The following is an 18,872-nucleotide window of genomic DNA, read 5'->3' as shown; positions in this document are numbered from 1 at the left end:
TCTTCAGAATTTGAGATTGAAAAATAGAAATGATTAAAATATAATCCTTTTAAGTCAATTACCCTTTTATTACCCTTAAATAGCTTTGGCTGATCTATAGAGCTAATTCAAAGCGGTAGGGCGATATGGGTTGAATGATGCTCTACGTGTCAAAAAATAGAGGAAGGAGGATTGTGGTTCCTGATTTGTATAAGGTAAGCATCTATAGATTCTACTACGTGAAGAGAGAGGTACACTCATGAGTCAAGAACAATACCTGAAAAAGAAAATGGGCTTTTGGTCTCTCACAGCACTTTCTCTCGGGGGGATTATCGGGTCAAGCTGGCTCTTTGGTCCTTGGGCAACAGCTAAATTAGCTGGTCCTGCTGCGATTATATCTTGGTTGATTGGTGCAATCGTTATTACTTTTATCGCACTTGTTTACGCTGAGCTAGGAAGAGTGAAGCCTGAATCTGGCGGTTTAGGTCGCTACCCACTCTATTCCCACGGAAAAATGCTGGCAACCGTAACGAGCTATTCCATATGGCTAGGCTATTGTGCCACAGCGCCAGTGGAATCAGCGGGTGTTATTCAATACGCCAATCAGTTTTGGCCAGGGCTTTATGATGTAGCCAACGAACAGCTGACGACAGCAGGTATTTTGGCAGCATGCGTCCTGATGATCTTCTTCGTTGTCTTTAACTACTTCGGAGTGAAGCTGTTCGCTGTCACGAATACAGTGATTACCGTTATTAAATTCGTAGTACCAGTACTCACGATCCTTGCCTTCTTTATGACAGGCTTTCATACAGAGAATTTTACGAGTCAAGGCTTTGCACCAAACGGGTATGGCGCAGGTTTGAGTGCCATTTTAACAAGTGGAATTTTCTTCGCTTACACCGGTTTTGGAAACGTCATCATGATGAGTGGGGAAGTCGTCAACCCGCGAAAGAATATTCCGCTCGCTTTGATTGCTTCACTGGTTGTTGCAGCGATTATGTACGTACTGCTGCAAGTGGTCTTTATCGGTGCGGTTCCACCAGAAATGCTGGCAAATGGCTGGAGCGGAATCAAGTTTGATTCACCGTTTGCAAACCTGGCGATGATTGCCAACATGGTCTGGTTGTCTTGGATTATTACAGCAGATGCGATGGTATCGCCAACAGGCTCGGCGCTCGCTTACACAGCCGGAACCTCCAGACACGTTTTCGGAATGGCGAAAAGCGGTTTTCTGCCATCCTACTTCGGAGTCATCAACAAGCGATTTGGTGTTCCAACTCGTGCACTCGCTTTCAATTTCGTCATCGGCTTGCTTTTCTTGTTCCCGCTCAAGAGCTGGACGGCGATTGTTGCCATCGTTGGGGCGATCGGAATTTATAAATATGCCTCTGCATGTGTAACCGTCATGGTATTCCGTAAGGTTGGATTGACAAAAGACAATGGTTTGCCAGGTATGGCAGTGATTGCGCCACTCGCGTTTGTCTTTGCAACACTGCTCATTTATTGGACAAAATGGGGCAAGGTACAGCTGGGGATCACGGGTTTAATTATTGGAGTAGCCGCTTATTTGATCACTCACTTTGTCAAAAAGGAAAAGCCGATGGAGATCCTCGGTGGTCTGTATTTGATTGTCTATATCCTGATGCTCATCCTGTTGTCTTACTTGGGCAATTTCGGTGGACTCGGTGTTCTTCCAGAGCCGTTCATGTCGATCATTGCAGCAGTATTAGGGTTCATCTTTTACAACTTCGCAGTTTACAACGGTGTCTGGTATATGCGCAAAAAGGGCAACATTGCAGAGCTTGAGGAAAGCGTAACCCAGTAATCGTCATCACAAACAGAAATAAAGGAGAACTTGGATATGAAGCTTTGGGGAGGCCGTTTTAGAAAAGAAGAAAACAAACTGATGGAGGATTTTAATAGCTCTCTGCACGTAGATAAGAGATTGTATGCAGAGGATATTAAAGGAAGCATTGCACACGTAAACATGCTCGTGCAATGCAGTCTCCTGACTCCAAAAGAGGGGGAGGATATCGTACAATCGCTGATCTCCATTCGAGATGATATTGAAAATGGAATATTGCCGATCGAAGGAAACTACGAGGATATCCATAGCTTTGTGGAGTCCAATTTGACCCAGCGCATCGGGGATACAGCGAAAAAGCTGCATACCGCTCGAAGCAGAAACGACCAGGTTGCAGTCGATATCAGACAATACGCGAAAAACAAGGCTCTCGAAGTGGTTGAATACATTGAGGAGCTCCAGGACAGCTTGGAGAAAAAGGCGAGAGAAAACAACGTCATCATGCCAGGCTACACCCACCTGCAGCGTGCACAAGTCGTTACCCTCCAGCATCACCTGCTGGCGTACTACAACATGCTGAAGCGTGACAGACAAAGAGTTCTGAACGCCATCGAGATCATGGATGAAAGTCCGCTCGGCTGCGGTGCGTTGGCAGGGACTACTCACCTAATCAACAGAGAAATGACTGCCAAGGAATTGGGCTTCAAAAAGCCAGTCGATAATTTCCTGGATGGTGTGAGTGATCGTGATTACTTGTTGGAGCTGCTGTCTTGCTTCTCCATTCTGATGATGCATCTGAGCCGTTTGAGTGAAGAATTGATTTTGTGGAGCAGCCAGGAGTTCCGCTTCGTTACGATTGATGACGCGTACTCGACAGGCAGCAGCATTATGCCACAAAAGAAAAACCCGGATGCAGCCGAGCTGATTCGTGGAAAAACAGGCCGCGTGTATGGATCGCTGACATCGCTTTTGACGACGATGAAGGGATTGCCGCTTGCCTACAATAAAGACATGCAGGAAGACAAAGAGCCGTTCTTTGATGCATTGGATACGGTGCTGTCTTGCCTGCAAATCATGTCCAAAATGATTGCGACCATGAAGGTCAACAGTGAAAATATGAAAAAAGCGGTGAAAGAGGGCTTCCTCAATGCGACAGAGGTTGCTGACTATTTGGTTAGCAAAGGCGTTGCCTTCCGGGATGCACATAGCATCGTTGGCTCTATCGTCATTTATTGCGAGGATCATCAAAAAGCGATTGAGGAGCTGTCGCTTGCGGAATTGAAGCAGCAAAGCCCATTCATCGAGGATGACATCTATGAATTCATTGAGTATCGCAACATCTTGAACAAAGGGATCAAGGTAGGTTTGCTGAAATAAGTGCATGGAATGAAATAGGCAAAACCCGAGGACTTTTCCAAGTTTCTCGGGTTTTGCGTGTTTTACTTGCTTGGTATTTTTTCGATTAGTTGACCAACCCATTTCTCCTTCTCTTGGTGCAATTCAAGAGCAGCATAGACACCATTCTCCCGTTTCCAAAGCATGTACGCTTGCTTCTCGGTCGGATGGACAAGAAGTAGTGGCATCGTATCCCCTTTGATCCGATATTTTAGCAGCTCTGTCTTGGCTATCTCCTGTAAATAAGCGGCTTCGATGGGGTTCCCAAGACTTATTGGGGGATGATGGAGCAGTTCTTCCATCTCAAAATAATCAATTTTTACCCAATCGACATTCGTCAGCTGAAAAGCGGCAATCGCTTCCTCCCAAACTGCCTGTAGCATCTGTTCCACCTCTTTGTTTTCCTCACTAGTGCCCCGCCTATATCGAATGCTCATCAGCTCACCTTGGGCGTCAAGTGTAACAAAGTAAGAAAAGGAATCATGGGAGTCAGGCATGCTTCTAGGCTGAAATTCGACGATTGATTCTAACTGAACCCCAGTAGGCTTTTCCTTGCCTTCTTCTCCACGGATGGTTGCCGATGGAGTGACAGTGGAAGCGATATAGTCTTGCACAAGCTGTTTGTCGATGTATGTAAGCCAATCGGCAGCTTTTTCTTTGGCTTGTTCGATAGACAGAGGTGTTTGCGCGTCATTTTCCAGTCCGTAGCGGTTGAATGAAATCAACTGTCCGGTTTTTTCGTCGACGGTAATAGCAGCAACGTCGTCTCCAGCTTTTTTCAATGTCATCACATAGACTTGATGATTGGTGGGCCTGTCATAGTCACTTTCAATTGTGTATGGGAGCCTCAATTCAGGGAATGCCGTCAGTACCTTTTCAAAGGTAGCTTTGATCGAGTCTGGCATATTGTCTAGTGAGACGCTTTTTGCGGTCGCTCCTGTCGTTATGTAGGGGGAGGGAAGGGCCGACTGCTGGACAGGCAAAAGACTCTCGTAATTTTTATAGAATAGAAAGCCAAAAAAGAAGACCGCTGCGCCTATCACAATCCATTTCAAGTGATCGTACAATTGTAACTTGCTCTTGGACTGCTCTACTTTTTTTAACAGGACTTTCTGAATTTCTTCTGTTTTCTGTCCGGTTAAGGTGTAATGGGGCATGCTTCTCAATTTTTGAAACAAGCTTTCATGATCATGAGAAAGTTTCATGCTGTATTCCTCCTTTTGCTACAGGATTGAGCTCGTTTTCTAGTTGTTTTAGTGCGCGATGCATCGTGACATTTACTTTTGTTAGACTCCAGCCAAGGATTTCTGCCGTTTCTGCTCCTGATAATCGCTGGATTCCCCTCAATATCAATACTTCACGATAGGACTGCTTTAGCTTGCTGATGGCTTCATACAGCTCTCGAGCATCCTCACTGGCTTCAAGTGCCTCGGTAGGTGTCTTTTCGGTGGATAAAAAGGAAGTCAGTAGCTTGCCGCTAAACAGCTTTTTTAGCTTTTGCTTTCTGTAATGGTCAATTGCTGCGTGACGAGCAATGCTGATAAGCCATGTCTTGCGATTGGATTTGTTCTCGAAACGATCAAAATGGGTAATGACCTTGATGAATACATCCTGAACGATATCTTCTACGTCCATGCTTCCTGTGTAATAGACAAGGTAGTTATAAATGTCGTCCTTGTATTGAACAAATAAGCGTTCAATTTCTTGCTTATTCTGCACATTTTTCACTCCAATCTTATTCATGCACAGATTAGACGGATAATCTTTCTTTTTTATTACAACATCTTCCATGTGTGAAAATGCTGCACCTTTGCTAATCTTCCCCCTTTTTACTATGATACAGATACAATCATATGGCTCTTGTCATACTGTTAAAAATCCATATTAGGATGATGATTCGATGAACATTTTACTTGTAGAAGATGATAAAACGATCGCGTCTGGACTCGAGTACTCCCTACAGCAAGACCAGTTTTCCACAGTTTTGTGCCATGACGTCGCATCTGCGAAAAAGGTTATAACCGATCAGCTGGATCAGTTTTCTCTATGCCTATTTGATTTATCCCTGCCAGATGGAAGCGGGTATGAATTGTGCAAAATGGTGAAGCAGCATAGCGACATCCCCGTAATTTTTTTGACGGCTGTTGATGATGAGGTAAATGTTGTGATGGGACTGGATATGGGAGCGGACGACTACATTACAAAGCCTTTTCGCATTCGCGAGTTGCTTTCACGGATCAAATCGGTTTTGCGCAGATATCATAAGCAGCCGCAGACCAAGACGGTCATTGAAATCGATCCGATCCGCGTCCATACATTAGAAGGAAAAGTGTACAAGCATGGCGTTGAAATCCAATTAACTGCTTTGGAGTACCGCTTATTGCTGATCTTTGCGAATCATCTCGGGCAAATTCTCTCCAGAAATCAGCTGTTGGAACAAATTTGGGATATTGCAGGGGACTTCGTTAACGATAATACGTTAACCGTTTATATGAAAAGGCTGAGGGAAAAACTGGAGGATGATCCGAAGGCCCCAACCATCATTAAAACCGTACGTGGTTTAGGGTATAAGGTCGGTGAGTAGCATGCTGCGTAATTATGAAATCCGCCTCGTATTCTTGGTGATGTGTACGATCAGTTTGGTTATGCTTGTAGTCGCGGCGTTTTTTTCACTTGCTGCCGTCGTCCTCGTTCTACTTACTTCTATGTTACTCATCGGATGCAGCCTTCTTTTTACGAGATTGAGATATCAGGAGATTGAAAAGCTGTCGGGCTACTTGCGGCGAATTAGCAGTGGAGACTATACCCTCGACGTCCGCGATAATCGCGAAGGGGAATTCAGCATTCTGAAAAATACGATTTATAAAGTAACCGTCATGCTGTCGGAGCAAAGCACTCTCTTGCATAAAGACAAGATCCATCTGACAGACGCGATTTCTGACATATCCCATCAGCTAAAGGCACCTCTCACCTCGATGCTGGTCATGGCGGATTTAGTAGACGACGCCAAACTGCCAGAAGCGAAAAGAAAGGAATTTACACGCAATATTCGCACTCAGCTCGAACGGCTGGATTGGCTTGTTTCAACGTTATTAAAGCTATCAAAAATTGATGCAGACGCCGTGCAGTTCAAGAATGATTCAGTCATGGTGGCAGGGCTCATAGAAAAGGCGCTACAGCCCGTTCTCATTCCGATCGACATCAAAGACCAAACGATTTCGATAACGGGAGAAGACAGCGTCTCTTTTTTAGGTGATCTAAATTGGACAACAGAAGCGATCATCAACATTTTAAAAAACGCTGTGGAGCATACGCAGGAGGGTGGAACCATCGCGATTTCTTTTTCAGAGAATCCACTGTATACAGAAATTGTGATCAAAGATAACGGGAAAGGCATCCCCAGGGAAGAGCTCCCATTTATTTTCAAGCGTTTTTATAAAGGAAAGGGTGCGGGAGAGGGAAGCAGCGGCATCGGTCTCTCGATGGCTCACAGCATCATCACGAAGCAAAATGGAGATGTAGATGTTCAGAGTGATATTCATGAGGGAACTACGTTTCGGATTCGTTTTTACAAGCGAGTCATCTAGCAAGGTTTACGTGACGAGACTGTCACTTTCCAGTCACTGCAGTGTCACTTCGGACAGATATACTACATCCATCAGCAAACGTATGGAGGTTTCAGTATGGAAATTTTGAAGATCGAACATCTGTCTAAAGTGTTTGGAAAAGGTGATACAGCAGTAAAAGCGCTCGATGACGTATCGTTCTCGGTGAACAAAGGAGAGTTCGTTGCCATCATCGGTCCGTCTGGCTCGGGAAAATCCACGCTATTGCATTTGCTAGGTGGTGTAGATCGACCGACGAGTGGAAAAGTATTTGTGGATCGTACAGATATGTACAGCCTGAATGAAACGCAGCTGGCGATTTTCAGGCGGAGGCAGATCGGGTTGATTTATCAGTTTTACAATCTTCTCCCGATTTTAACAGTGGAAGAAAATATGCAGCTGCCGCTCCTGCTTGATGAGCACCAGGTGGATCAAAAGCAGTTTGAGGATCTAGTGAAGACGTTGAATTTACAAAATCGCTTAAATCATCTACCTAACCAGTTATCCGGTGGACAGCAGCAGCGGGTCTCGATTGGAAGAGCATTGATGAATCAGCCCGCGATCATACTGGCAGATGAGCCAACCGGTAATTTGGACAGCAAAAACAGCAGCGAAATCATTGACTTATTGAAAATGTTCAACAAGACCTTGCATCAGACGTTGATTATGATTACCCATGATGAGCGAATTGCTTTGCAGGCCGATCGCATTATCGCGATTGAAGATGGACGGATTGCGAGAGACGAGGTCATTCGACCATGAATATCATCAATAAGCTAACGCTCAGACATTTAATCGAAAATAAGAAACAGACGCTTGTGACCATTATTGGAGTCATTATTTCAGTAGCGATGGTAACGGCTGTTATCACGCTTGGCTCGTCTTTTTTGACGCTGATGCAAAAGGAAACGATAAAAGATTATGGTGAATGGCATGTTTTGTATAGGAGCGTAAACAAAGAGCAGCTCGAAGCGATCAAGCAGGATACTGAAACCAAACAACTCATGACTTCAAAGGAACGCGGCTATGCCTTGCTTCCAGGGAGCCAAAATGCAGGTAAGCCCTATTTGTTTATTAAAGCGTATAATGCCCAAGGCTTTACAAACTTTCCGATTGAATTGAGCGAAGGGAGACTTCCAGAGAGCGCGAATGAGATTGTTCTCTCGGAAGCGATTGCCACAAATGCCAAAGTCACCTATCAGATCGGGGATCACTTAACCCTCGAAGTTGGGCAGCGCTATAATCAATCTAACCCAAGCGATTCGAATTTGTCGCAAAATGACCAATTGCGCACTAGCGCTGGTGCGAGCATGGAAACCTTAGTTGATACAAAAGCCGAGACGTATACCGTTGTCGGGTTTATCAAACGTCCTACATGGGAGCAGACGTGGGCACCAGGGTATACAGTTCTTACGTATGTAGATGAGAATATGCTGGACGCAAACAAGACAGTTGACGTAAGCGTTGTCGTGAAGAACATCGATAACACTGTATATGATCATGCCAATGACTTGGCAGAGAAAAACAACATCAGCTCGTTTAAAACGAATGATTCGTTACTGCGTTATTATGGTGTGATGGGTGGCGGATTGGGCCAAACCTATAACTCTTTATTGCTCATTGTTGTGCTTGTGATTGTCGTTGGCTCTGTTTCGTTAATCTACAATGCCTTTGCGATTTCTGTCTCGGAGCGTTCACGTCATCTCGGGATGCTCTCAAGTGTTGGGGCAACGAGAAGACAGAAGCGTAATTCGGTATTTTTTGAGGGAGCGGTGATTGGCGCCATTAGCATTCCCTTGGGCGTCATCTGCGGCATGCTTGGAATCGGCATTACTTTTGGCTTTATCAACCCGATCCTTGAGGATGCACTGGGAGTCACTGAAAAACTGACGTTGGTCGTCACGCCTTTATCAATTGCACTCGCTTGTCTGGTATCGGTTATCACGATCTTCATATCTACGTACGTTCCAGCTCAAAGGGCCTCTAAGATTTCTGCTATCGATGCCATTCGGCAAACTTCGGATATCAAACTCACAAGTAAGGCACTAAAAACCTCCAAGCTGGTCAAACGGTTATTCGGTATCGAAGCGGAGATTGGCTTAAAAAATTTGAAAAGAAACAAACGCAGATATTACGCGACTGTTTTTTCCCTTGTCATTAGCATCGTGCTGTTTCTGACCGTGTCCTTTTTCACCTCCAACCTGCAGAAATCACTTGAGATTTCGCAACAAGGCTATAACTATGATATCGCTATATACACAGTCGGCGAAGGGGCAACGCTAGAGGACGAACAATCGGTAAAAACGATCACATCGTTGGAAAATGTCACTGAATCGAATCTGATGAAACAAATGAATGGCAGCTTCATGTGGCTTGCTGAAGAGGTTGTTCAAGAAAATGTAAAACCGTACTTGTACCAGGAACGTAACTTGTACAAATACAATATACGTGTAAATAGCATGCAAGAAGACAAGCTGAAAACGTATGCCAAACAGGTTGGGGTTGAGTATGCGAAGCTGACGAATCTGGATCAGCCGACGGCCATTTTGATTGATACCATGACGTTCCTGGATGAAAAGGGTAAATTTATCGAGACGAAAGTAGGTGGGAAAGTCGGAGAAATGCTGGATCTCGTCTCCGAGGATGATAAGCAGCAAGTTGTCAACAAGGTAGAGCTGGCCGCAGTCACTGACAATTTCCCAATGGGAATTGTACAAACCGATAGCATCCTTCAAGTGAATCTTGTCGTGTCCGAGCCCGTTTTCGAGCAGCTCTTGAAAAAAAGCGTCTTTGTTAGCTCTTATCCAGGACTCTACCTGAAAAGCAAGGAGCCTTTGAAAACACAACAGGATATTGAGGAAATGCAAAAGGATTTAACTGTCATGAACCTGTTTCAAGAAAGACAGCGCTCTGAACGAAAGATATTGTTCATGTCTGTTTTTGTATATGGCTTCGTGGCATTAATTACGGCGGTTTCAATGGCGAATATATTCAACACGATTTCGACGAGCGTGGCTCTTCGTAAACGGGAATTTGCGATGCTGAGGTCGGTTGGAATGACGCCGAAAAGCTTTCATAAAATGATCAACTACGAGAGCATTTTTTATGGAATCAAGTCGCTCGCCTACGGTCTTCCAATCAGTGCCGTGATTATGGTGTTGATCTATCGCTCCTTCATGTATAGCTTTTCGTACGAATTTGTCTTGCCTTGGGCTAGCATTCTATATGTGATTGCTGCTGTATTTGTGATCGTGAGCTTGTCCATGTATTACGCGAGTATAAAAGTGAAGAAAGCAAACATTATCGATGCTTTGAAGCAGGAGAATTTATAGATGTAGAGGAGAAAGAAGCCCTTCCTTTAGAGGGGGCTTCTTTTTCTATGCTCATTTATGGCCCTAAATCGTAGAGGGAACGACGAACGTCGGATTTTGCTGATTCAAAATATCTTCCATCCGCTGCTTCACACTCTGCTTATAGGCTGGATCAGGCAAAATGTAAAAGCGATTGTTCTTGATTGCAATAAACGTCTGCTCCGCAATCTCATCAGGAGAGATGCCTTGCTCGACACCTGCTCGGATGAACTGGTCAATCATGGTGGTCATCTGAGTAGGGGCTGCGATGTCGCCAGGCTTACTTAGCTCGGCAGGACGATTCCGCTCAGCATCGCAGATTTGTGTACGCACAAAGCCGGGGCACAGTAAGGAGACGCCGATGTTAGAGCGCATCAGCTTCAGCTCGTGGTAGAGCGTTTCCGTCAGACTGACAAGTGCATGCTTGCTTACCCGGTAAATACTGTTTCCTGGACCTGATTCGAGTCCCGCGAGAGATGCTGTATTCACAATATGACACTCTGTTTCCTGCTGCAGCATGATTGGGACAAAAATTCGTGTTGCGTGTATGGCGCCCCACAGGTTGACGTTCATGATCCATTGCCAATCGGCAGAGGTGCTGTTCCAGATGGTGGAGCCTCCGCCAACCCCGGCATTGTTAAACAAGAGATGGATTGCACCGAAAGTCTCCATTGTTTTTTGAGCCAGAGCTGAGATGTCGCTTTCTTTGGCTACATCAGTCACTACGGCAAGGACGGTTGCGCCAGCAGATTTCAATTCCTGCTCCGCTGTGGCAAGTGCCGCTGCCTCCACGTCCGCAAGCACGATCTTCATGTCTTCCTGCGCACAGCGTGTTGCCAGTGCGCGACCGATCCCGCTGGCAGCTCCTGTGATGACGGCTACCTTGTTTGAAAAGTTATTCATGGCATCCTCCTTGAAAGAAAAATAAACAGACGAAGTAGTTGTTTGTTTTTATAATAATAGACATATGTTATTTTTGTCTATTAAATATTAATCTTCATGTTTTCGTTTATGCCGACAAGAGCGGGCGTTTTCCAGACAGATCGAGCTTGCAGATCAGGGGAAAACGAATTGCATAAGCAAAAAAGAGTATCTGGCGAGGTGTGATGGTTACACCAAGCCGAGATACTCCTTTTTCCCTGAAGCTTATTACGAACAAATTCCTTCGCGCAGACCTGTTTACCGACTAGCAGAAAACTTGCTTACCCCATTGAAAATCCAATACTCAAGACCCTTGGCAGCCTTTTGAACCAAGTTTACGGAGCTGTGGGTCTGTGCAAAATGCAGTTCATCCTCTGTGAGCGGAATCATCCACAACAGATTGACAGGATCACCGCCGACCATAGGAAAAGATACAGCAGGAGCCTCGTCCGGCTTCGCGAGCAGCATCGAAGTAAATCGCTCATCTATCTCACTGATTTCTCGGCACGGAATCGTGTGCCCCTGAGCAAGGAAGGTCAGGTATGACCAGGGCAGGGAGGTTTGACCGCTGATGTATGCCAGCATTTGCTGCTCGTTTTTGGCTAGCCACTCGGTTTCGCAGGCAAAAGCGAATTCGAATCTGCGCAACAGCTCCGGTGTCTCTGTATACATCTCGACCTTTGGCTGAGGCAAAATGGATACTCCTAGTGTGACAACATAGGTGACGTTTTCCTTCTCGATCGTCACCATGGCTTTAGGCGGCCAGTGGCCTCCGTCAATGGCGTAATACTTTTTTACAGGACCAAGGCTTGCGGTGATGGCACCGAGAAACTGCTCCTGCATAGCTGGCCATGGATCATCGTCCCAGCTCGCCCAAAATTTTTGTGCCGACTCGATGCGGGCAAACAATTCGTTTGTCTCGGGGGTTCCTAGTGGAACGCAGATCGAGGATTCTCCGGTGCAATCCTTGGCATAAGCAGGATAGCTGGAGCCATCTGGCGCAGAGCCTGCCCACCCGGGAATGACGGAGAGCACCTCACCTTGATAGAGCAGAGCCGCAGCATCGCCTTCCTCGAACCAGACGACGGAAAGCTGATCCGGGTCCAGTCTGGGAGCACCGTCCGGGTGGGCACAACAGTCACGCGGCAGCATCGGAGCTTGACCATCCTCCATGGCTGCAACATCTATCGTGTCTGGGGCCTTCCCGTAGTTTCTGACCCAGCCAGCGCGGATGCTGGCGTATTCCTCACCTGGATTATTCCATAAATAAAAGTAGACACAATGTTCATCCTCTTCTACAAAGGCTTGAATCTGACAAATGGGCGAAAATTCCTCTAAAAGAACGTTTTTCATCGAATCACCTTCAATCATTGAAATCGTTTGTCCGATACTTATTTAGAGAGATTACGTCTTGCATAGAACAGGGATAGAATACCATAATTGACTTTTGGTGACAAAATTCCGTCTAGTGAAAATTTGGGTTGAGAAACGAGGGAGAAGGATGAAGCACTGCACGTTATACGTCTCTATACAGCAGCACCAAAAAGTAATCGATGCAATCATGGAGGCTTTTCGTGACAAGTCGGTTGAGGTGTCTGCAGATGGGCAGACCGTAACGGTAACAGATAAAAAATGGTTTAGCAAAAGTACGGTCACGTTTACTCTCATGCGCGAGGATAGTGATTCGGAAGCATTTCTGCAAATGAAGCAAGGGATGTACGGCTTTTTCGCACAAATCGAAACAAGCCACGAAAAAGTAAAGCAAAAGCTACTGCTGCAAATAACCGCTCTCAATGTGGCGGTCGGAATCGCAGCAAGCAAAGAGATAGATGAGGAACTGTTCCGCAGAATTATTACAGTTGCTGGCGAAGTGCTTGGCATCGTTTTTCTGCCCTCGGGAGATATGTTGGACAAGCAGGGCAGCTTGATCCTGAATACCTCGGGGGAATCGGAGCTTGATGATTTTATGTTAAATGTGAGCGTGGACTTGATCGATAGGCATGTCCGGCCTTCGCAGTCGGGAGAAGAGCGGAAAGCACGCAGCATCAAGCTTTTGCAGGAGCAGGGGATTCCCTCCATTGCACATCTGCCGGTCATCGTCGGGGATGAGGAGGCGATCATCAGGACAAAGGAGGAGATTGTCCAGCGTGCAATCGCCTTGTGCTTGATTGCCTTATACGCTGGCGGAATCGCCGAAAATGGTAACGTCCAGGAAGAGCGAGAGTTTATTGAGGAAATTATTGAGCAATACGGGGCAGCCAATTTCTTTACGGAAAAAGAAAAAATGCTATTGGGTGATCCCCAGCCCAACCAGACAGATACGATCCAGATGGTATGGATGTACGAGTGCTACTGGGTGCTGTTGTGGGCACTCGGGTATAAGGAAGAGCTCGAGTTTCCCGGCCAAATTTGTAATGTGGGAATGGCGGTTGACGCTTTGCGAAGCGCTGGTGACTACGACACCTTCTATCAGAATGCAGTGGTGCGCAGCAAGGCAGAGATTCTGGATCAGGCCGATTTGATCTACCGCTACGACTGGGCTTGCGTCAATGCGAGAATAAATGGCAGGACTGTAGAGGGCGGGCTGAACGATGAGGTCGTATTGGAACGTCACAGGGCGCTGAATTGGCTCGTCAACTACATGGAGGACGAGTGGGATGATGTGCGGACAGATACGTAAAGACGCATGATAAAAATGCTGGAAAGGATAAGCTGATGTCGCGGAAAACGATGTCAGCTTTTCTTTTTTCATAAAGTTATCAGGTGCTTGTTTCGAATCGTATGGTAGCAGGTAGCCACCTATGGAAAAAAGATGAAAAATACGTGTTGAATTTTCTTTAAATTTCAAATAGACTATTTTTAAGTAAATAACGACATGATAACGACACATGTCGTTAGAAGAAGTACCGAACAGGGAGGGGCGAAAGATGTCAAACGACAGAATGGATTGTAGGGAAGTCAGCAGCAAGCATTTTCGTGGCAGAAACAAGGGGAATTATCAATTTGTTGCTCACAGCCGGGTGAGGACCTCATGAAGCAATATATTTTAAAAAGGTTGCTGTCGGGTGTCATTGTGCTCTTTGGACTATCCGTTTTTACGTTTATGCTCATCCATTTCATCCCTGGTGATCCGGTGCGGATTATGCTTGGGCAGCGGGCAACGGTAGAACAAATCGAAGCATTGAGGGAAGAACTCGGACTTAATAAGCCGCTCGTCGTCCAGTATTTGGACTACGCGTCCGGCGTGGTCAAAGGAGATTTGGGTACTTCGCTCAAAACAGGCAGACCCGTGAGCACAGAAATTGCCGAGCGGTTTCCAGCTACAGCAAAAATGGCCGTGGCAAGTCTAGGGGTGGCCGTGGTTGTCGGGATTGGGCTCGGAGTTCTCGCGGCGAGGTTTAAAGATACGTTTTTGGATGGCCTTATTATGACGTTTTCAACCTTTGGCATGGCTCTTCCGGGCTTTTGGTTGGGGCTGCTGGTGATTCTTGTGTTTTCCGTACACCTGGGCTGGTTTCCGATCGCGGGAGGAACCGGATTTATGGATATTGTGCTGCCTGCGGTCACGCTTGGAACTTTGACGGCGACGGCACTGAGCCGCTTGACGCGTGCGGGCATGGTCGAGGTTTTGTCCAATGACTACATCCGAACCGCTCGTGCAAAAGGAATGGGGGAGCGAATCGTGCTGCTGCGCCACGCCTTTCGCAACGTGATGATCCCGATTGTGGCGGTCATCGGACTGGAATTTGCGGGACTTTTGGGTGGTGCCGTCATTGTCGAGCAAGTATTCAACTGGCCAGGAATCGGGACTTTGGCAATTCAAGCCATCAGCTCGCGGGATTTCCCCATGATTCAGGGAACGACCTTGTTTATCGGTGCGATTTACGTCCTTGTCGTGATTTTGATTGACGTGTTGTACGCTGTTCTTGATCCTCGCATCGATTACACAGCAAAAAGGGAGGGAGCGTAAGCATGAGCGAGCTGAACAAAACAATTCCTGTCCGTTCGATCTGGCGGAAGGAAAGATCACTACCCCGCTTTGAACTCTTGGACAAGATTATGCAAAAAAGAAAGGCGAAATACAGCTTCTTCATGATGCTGGGGATTATTCTCATCGGGATCATTGGTCCATGGATTGCCCCGCATGATCCGACCAAAACGTATTACGAAGCTTTCATGCAGGGACCCTCGGCGGAATTTTGGCTCGGGACGGATGCCATCGGTCGTGATATTTTATCGCGTCTGCTGTATGGAACCCGGGTGACTCTGACTGTCGCTGTGATGGCTTCTGCGATGACGTTTGTCGCTGGAACGCTCATTGGTGTAACGAGCGCGTACCTGGGAGGAATTTTTGACAACGTGATGATGAGGATCATGGACGTTTTGCTTGCACTGCCAGGGATTGTACTGGCTTTGGCGATTGTAGCTGCACTTGGACCCAGTCAGGAAAATGCGATGATTGCGATCGGGATCGCATCTATACCCGGTTTTGCCATCTTGGTTCGCGGAGCCGCTCTAACGGTCAAAGGCTCAGGGTATGTGGAAGCGAGCCGGTCAATTGGAAGCTCCAACTGGTGGATTATTATCAACCAACTGATTCCGAATATTTCAAATATACTGATCGTGTATACAACGATGTTCATTGGGGGTGCAATTTTAGGGACATCTGCACTCGGGTTTATTGGACTGGGAGCCCAACCCCCGACTCCCGAATGGGGAACGATGCTGAGTGAAGGCAAGGATTACTTGCGGGAAGCTTGGTGGCTGGCGACGTTTCCGGGACTGGCGATTACGATTGTCGTCTTTACCGTCTACATGCTAGGTGATGCCCTGCGTGATATTTTTGATCCGAAATCGTAAGGACGTGGTCCATCATTTGCAAGGAGGAGACAACATGAAAAACGTGCTGGAAGTATCCGGTTTGACAACCACGTTTGCTAAAAATGAAAAGGCTTTCAAGGTAGTGGACGATCTTTCTCTGTATGTGGAGAAGGGGGAGGCCTTGGGCATCGTAGGGGAGTCCGGCTGTGGAAAAAGCGTCGCCTCGCTCTCGATGATGCGCTTGCTTGGGAAAAACGGAAAAATCGAGGGAAGCATCCAGTTAAACGGCAAGGAATTGTTGGCGTTCAGTGAAAAGGAGATGCAGAGGCTCAGAGGAAAAGAAATGGCGATGATTTTTCAAGAGCCGATGACCTCTCTCAATCCGGTATTGACCATCGGCAAGCAAATGAGTGAAGGACTGGAAAAGCATGAAGGCATGAAGCGCGCCGAGGCAAAGGAGAAAGTGATCGAGCTGCTTACACAGGTAGGTATCTCGCGGGCAAGTGAAATCTACCACGAGTACCCGCATCGCCTATCGGGAGGAATGAGGCAGCGTGTCATGATTGCGATGGCGATTGCCTGCAGCCCGAAGCTACTCATAGCGGATGAACCGACGACGGCTCTCGATGTGACGATACAGGCGCAAATTCTCGATCTGATTCAAAAAGTCCGCAGGGAGATGGGCATGTCGCTGATCATGATCACGCATGATTTGGGCGTGGTCGCCGAGACCTGTGACCGGGTCATGGTGATGTATGCCGGGCAGGTGATTGAATCGGCTGATGTACGATCCCTGCTGCGTAACCCGAAGCATCCGTACACCATCGGGTTGATCCAGTCGAGTCCGCATAAAGCCAAAGGACAAAAGCGACTGAACAGCATTGCTGGTAGCGTACCAACTCCAGACGAATATCCCAAGGGCTGCCGTTTTGCCCCGCGCTGCGACAAAGTCATGCCTGTTTGTCTTGAACAGAATCCGCAGCTGATGGCGGTGGACCAGCAGTCCCAGTGCAGATGCTGGCTGTATCAGGAAAATAGCGAGAGATCGGCGGTGAATCTATGACGACGCCACTTTTGGAAGTGAAAAATTTACAGAAGCGGTTTCTCCTGGGCAAAGGGTGGTTTCAAGAGCCGTCTTACGTTCATGCAGTGAACGGTGTGAATGTGATCGTAAATGAAGGGGAGACATTGGGGATTGTCGGGGAGTCAGGCTGCGGCAAGTCGACGCTGGGAAGGTGCATATTGCGCCTGATAGAGCCGACAGAAGGAGAGATTGTTTTTCAAGGCAAAAACATTCGGACTTTTAGCAAAGCAGATATGCACAACGTCCGACGGAACATGCAGATGGTGTTTCAAAATCCATTTGATACGCTCAATCCCAAGCTGACCATCCAGCATATTTTAACCGAGCCGCTGATAGCCCATCGCATACCCAGAGAACAGCGCCAAGCACTGCTCGAAGAGACGATTGAAATTGTCGGCTTGAGCAAAAGGCATCTCACGCGGTATGCCCACGAATTTTCAGGGGGACAAAGACAGCGGATCGGGATTGCGCGGGTTTTGATGCTCAGGCCAAAGGTGATTATTGCCGACGAGCCCGTATCCGCTCTGGATGTGTCGATCCAATCGCAGATTCTCAATCTGTTGCAGGATTTGCAAGAGCAGTTTTCTCTGACGTACCTCTTTATTTCTCATGATTTAAGTGTTGTTGAACACATTGCCGACAGAGTAGCCGTCATGTACTTAGGGGAAGTCATTGAGCTGGCGAAAAAAGAAGAGCTGTTTCAGAAGCCGTTGCACCCGTACGCGCAATCGCTGCTGTCTGCTGTACCTATCTCTGATCCGGATGAGAAAAAGGAACGGATTATCTTAACAGGAGACTTGCCCTCGCCCTCCAATCCCCCTGCGGGCTGCAAGTTTCACCCACGCTGCTGGGCGTGCATGGACGTATGCAAAAAGGAAGTGCCAGCTTTGAAAGAAGTAGAGGGCAGAATGGTCGCTTGTCATCTCTATTAGGTGCAGGCGGCCGAAATTAGAAAAGGTGGAGGTGCCATGGATCGATGCTGGACTCGCGTTTAACCAAATTGGCAGATGTACTGGTGAACTATTCGACCCACGTTCAGCCCGGAGATCATGTACTGATTGAGGCGATTGAAATCGACACACCATTGATCAAAGAGCTGGTGAAAGCTGTCCATCAGGCAGGCGGACACGCTCATGTAAATCTGCAGGATCATTCTGTACAACGTCAGCTATTACTAGAGGGGACAGCTGAGCAATTGAAGACTTGGGCAGAGATTGATCGGTTCCGGATGGAGAAGATGCAAGCCTTTATCCTCATCGAGGGAGGACACAACATCAACGAACTCTCGGATGTGCCCGACGAGCAGATGAAGCTGTCCGCTTCCTTTTCTAAAACAGTGCGTCAGGTGCGGCTCCAGAAAAAATGGGTATATCTGCGCTACCCGAATCCCGCTGTGGCACAGCTGGCCAATAAGAGTACAGAAGCCTTTGAGCAGTTTTTCTTTGATGTCTGCACGATGGATTATGCCAAAATGGCCGAGGCCATGCTGCCACTAAAAGAGCTAATGGAAAAAACAGACCGTGTGAAAATCATTGGACCCGGCACAGAGCTTGCTTTTTCGATCAAAGGAATCCCAGCAGTTTTGTGCGCAGGCGAAAACAATATTCCCGATGGTGAAGTGTTCACTTGTCCAGTACGTGAATCGGTAAACGGTGTCATCACCTTTAACACGCCATCTCCTTATCAGGGCTTTACGTTTGAGAATGTGCGTCTGGAATTTGCAAACGGAAAGATTGTGAATGCGACAGCAAATGATACGAAGCGTCTTGAAGGCATTCTTGATACGGATGAAGGAGCACGCTATATTGGCGAGTTTGCGATCGGCGTCAATCCTTTCATACGAGAACCGATGAAGGACATTTTGTTCGACGAAAAAATTGATGGCAGCTTCCATTTCACACCGGGACAATGCT

At 47.0% G+C, this 18,872-nt stretch carries 16 protein-coding genes; 12 read left to right on the top strand and 4 right to left on the bottom strand.

All coding sequences use genetic code 11. The annotated features are described in order from the left end of the window. Nucleotides 1-238 precede the first annotated feature (238 nt). The gene (locus tag C3B52_RS27490; protein WP_103109574.1) at nucleotides 239-1,804 is read left to right on the top strand and encodes an APC family permease; all 1,566 of its coding nucleotides are present in this window, start codon (nucleotides 239-241) and stop codon (nucleotides 1,802-1,804) included. Between the two features lie 36 nt (nucleotides 1,805-1,840). Then, a complete protein-coding gene (argH, locus tag C3B52_RS27485; protein WP_103109573.1) occupies nucleotides 1,841-3,160 on the top strand; it encodes an argininosuccinate lyase in 1,320 nt (439 codons plus the stop codon). Nucleotides 3,161-3,222: 62 nt separating this feature from the next. Here the strand turns inward: argH and C3B52_RS27480 are convergent, their stop codons facing one another. Next, nucleotides 3,223-4,383 carry a hypothetical protein gene (locus C3B52_RS27480; RefSeq protein WP_103109572.1) on the bottom strand — a complete coding sequence of 387 codons (1,161 nt, stop codon included), beginning with the start codon at nucleotides 4,381-4,383 and terminating at the stop codon, nucleotides 3,223-3,225. After that, on the bottom strand, nucleotides 4,367-4,921 hold the full coding sequence (locus C3B52_RS27475) for an RNA polymerase sigma factor (protein ID WP_103109637.1): 555 nt from the start codon (nucleotides 4,919-4,921) through the stop codon (nucleotides 4,367-4,369). The genes C3B52_RS27480 and C3B52_RS27475 overlap by 17 nt, the downstream gene beginning before the upstream one ends. Before the next feature lie 157 nt (nucleotides 4,922-5,078). Between C3B52_RS27475 and C3B52_RS27470 the strand changes: the two genes are divergently transcribed. From C3B52_RS27470 to C3B52_RS27455, 4 genes are all read left to right on the top strand, one after another. After that, entirely contained in the window at nucleotides 5,079-5,762 is a 684-nt protein-coding gene (locus C3B52_RS27470) for a response regulator transcription factor (RefSeq protein WP_103109571.1), read from the top strand. Between the two features lies 1 nt (nucleotide 5,763). Beyond that, complete coding sequence (locus tag C3B52_RS27465) at nucleotides 5,764-6,765, top strand: sensor histidine kinase (protein ID WP_103109570.1); 1,002 nt, start codon at nucleotides 5,764-5,766, stop codon at nucleotides 6,763-6,765. A gap of 96 nt (nucleotides 6,766-6,861) precedes the next feature. After that, a complete protein-coding gene (locus C3B52_RS27460) occupies nucleotides 6,862-7,545 on the top strand; it encodes an ABC transporter ATP-binding protein (RefSeq protein WP_103109569.1) in 684 nt (227 codons plus the stop codon). Then, nucleotides 7,542-10,115, top strand: coding sequence for an ABC transporter permease (locus C3B52_RS27455; protein WP_103109568.1), 2,574 nt, complete (start codon nucleotides 7,542-7,544; stop codon nucleotides 10,113-10,115). Before C3B52_RS27460 ends, C3B52_RS27455 begins: the two co-directional genes overlap by 4 nt. A gap of 63 nt (nucleotides 10,116-10,178) precedes the next feature. Here C3B52_RS27455 and C3B52_RS27450 read toward each other — a convergent pair whose 3' ends face one another. Together C3B52_RS27450 and C3B52_RS27445 are read right to left on the bottom strand one after the other, a co-directional pair. After that, nucleotides 10,179-11,036, bottom strand: coding sequence for an SDR family NAD(P)-dependent oxidoreductase (locus C3B52_RS27450; RefSeq protein WP_103109567.1), 858 nt, complete (start codon nucleotides 11,034-11,036; stop codon nucleotides 10,179-10,181). A 276-nt stretch (nucleotides 11,037-11,312) separates the two neighbouring features. Beyond that, nucleotides 11,313-12,407, bottom strand: coding sequence for a suppressor of fused domain protein (locus tag C3B52_RS27445; RefSeq protein ID WP_103109566.1), 1,095 nt, complete (start codon nucleotides 12,405-12,407; stop codon nucleotides 11,313-11,315). 148 nt (nucleotides 12,408-12,555) lie between these two features. Between C3B52_RS27445 and C3B52_RS27440 the strand changes: the two genes are divergently transcribed. The 6 genes from C3B52_RS27440 to C3B52_RS27415 all read left to right on the top strand — a co-directional run. Beyond that, on the top strand, nucleotides 12,556-13,734 hold the full coding sequence (locus C3B52_RS27440) for a DUF4272 domain-containing protein (RefSeq protein WP_103109565.1): 1,179 nt from the start codon (nucleotides 12,556-12,558) through the stop codon (nucleotides 13,732-13,734). A gap of 351 nt (nucleotides 13,735-14,085) precedes the next feature. Continuing rightward, on the top strand, nucleotides 14,086-15,024 hold the full coding sequence (locus C3B52_RS27435; RefSeq protein ID WP_103109564.1) for an ABC transporter permease: 939 nt from the start codon (nucleotides 14,086-14,088) through the stop codon (nucleotides 15,022-15,024). Between the two features lie 2 nt (nucleotides 15,025-15,026). Continuing rightward, on the top strand, nucleotides 15,027-15,914 hold the full coding sequence (locus C3B52_RS27430; protein ID WP_103109563.1) for an ABC transporter permease: 888 nt from the start codon (nucleotides 15,027-15,029) through the stop codon (nucleotides 15,912-15,914). A gap of 34 nt (nucleotides 15,915-15,948) precedes the next feature. Next, nucleotides 15,949-16,938: an ABC transporter ATP-binding protein gene (locus C3B52_RS27425; protein ID WP_103109562.1), complete on the top strand. Its 990-nt coding sequence runs from the start codon at nucleotides 15,949-15,951 to the stop codon at nucleotides 16,936-16,938. Continuing rightward, nucleotides 16,935-17,891 (top strand): ABC transporter ATP-binding protein, encoded by a 957-nt coding sequence (locus C3B52_RS27420; RefSeq protein WP_103109561.1) that lies wholly within the window; start codon nucleotides 16,935-16,937, stop codon nucleotides 17,889-17,891. Before C3B52_RS27425 ends, C3B52_RS27420 begins: the two co-directional genes overlap by 4 nt. A 44-nt stretch (nucleotides 17,892-17,935) precedes the next feature. Next, the coding region (locus C3B52_RS27415) for an aminopeptidase (protein WP_103109560.1) at nucleotides 17,936-18,872 on the top strand (937 nt) is incomplete at its 3' end.

The sequence above is a fragment of the Brevibacillus reuszeri genome, from assembly GCF_002897295.1.
In the GTDB taxonomy this organism is placed as follows: Bacteria; Bacillota; Bacilli; order Brevibacillales; family Brevibacillaceae; genus Brevibacillus; species Brevibacillus reuszeri_A.
Note: the sequence above shows the minus strand (reverse complement) of the source record. Positions and strands in the feature narration are given on the sequence as shown.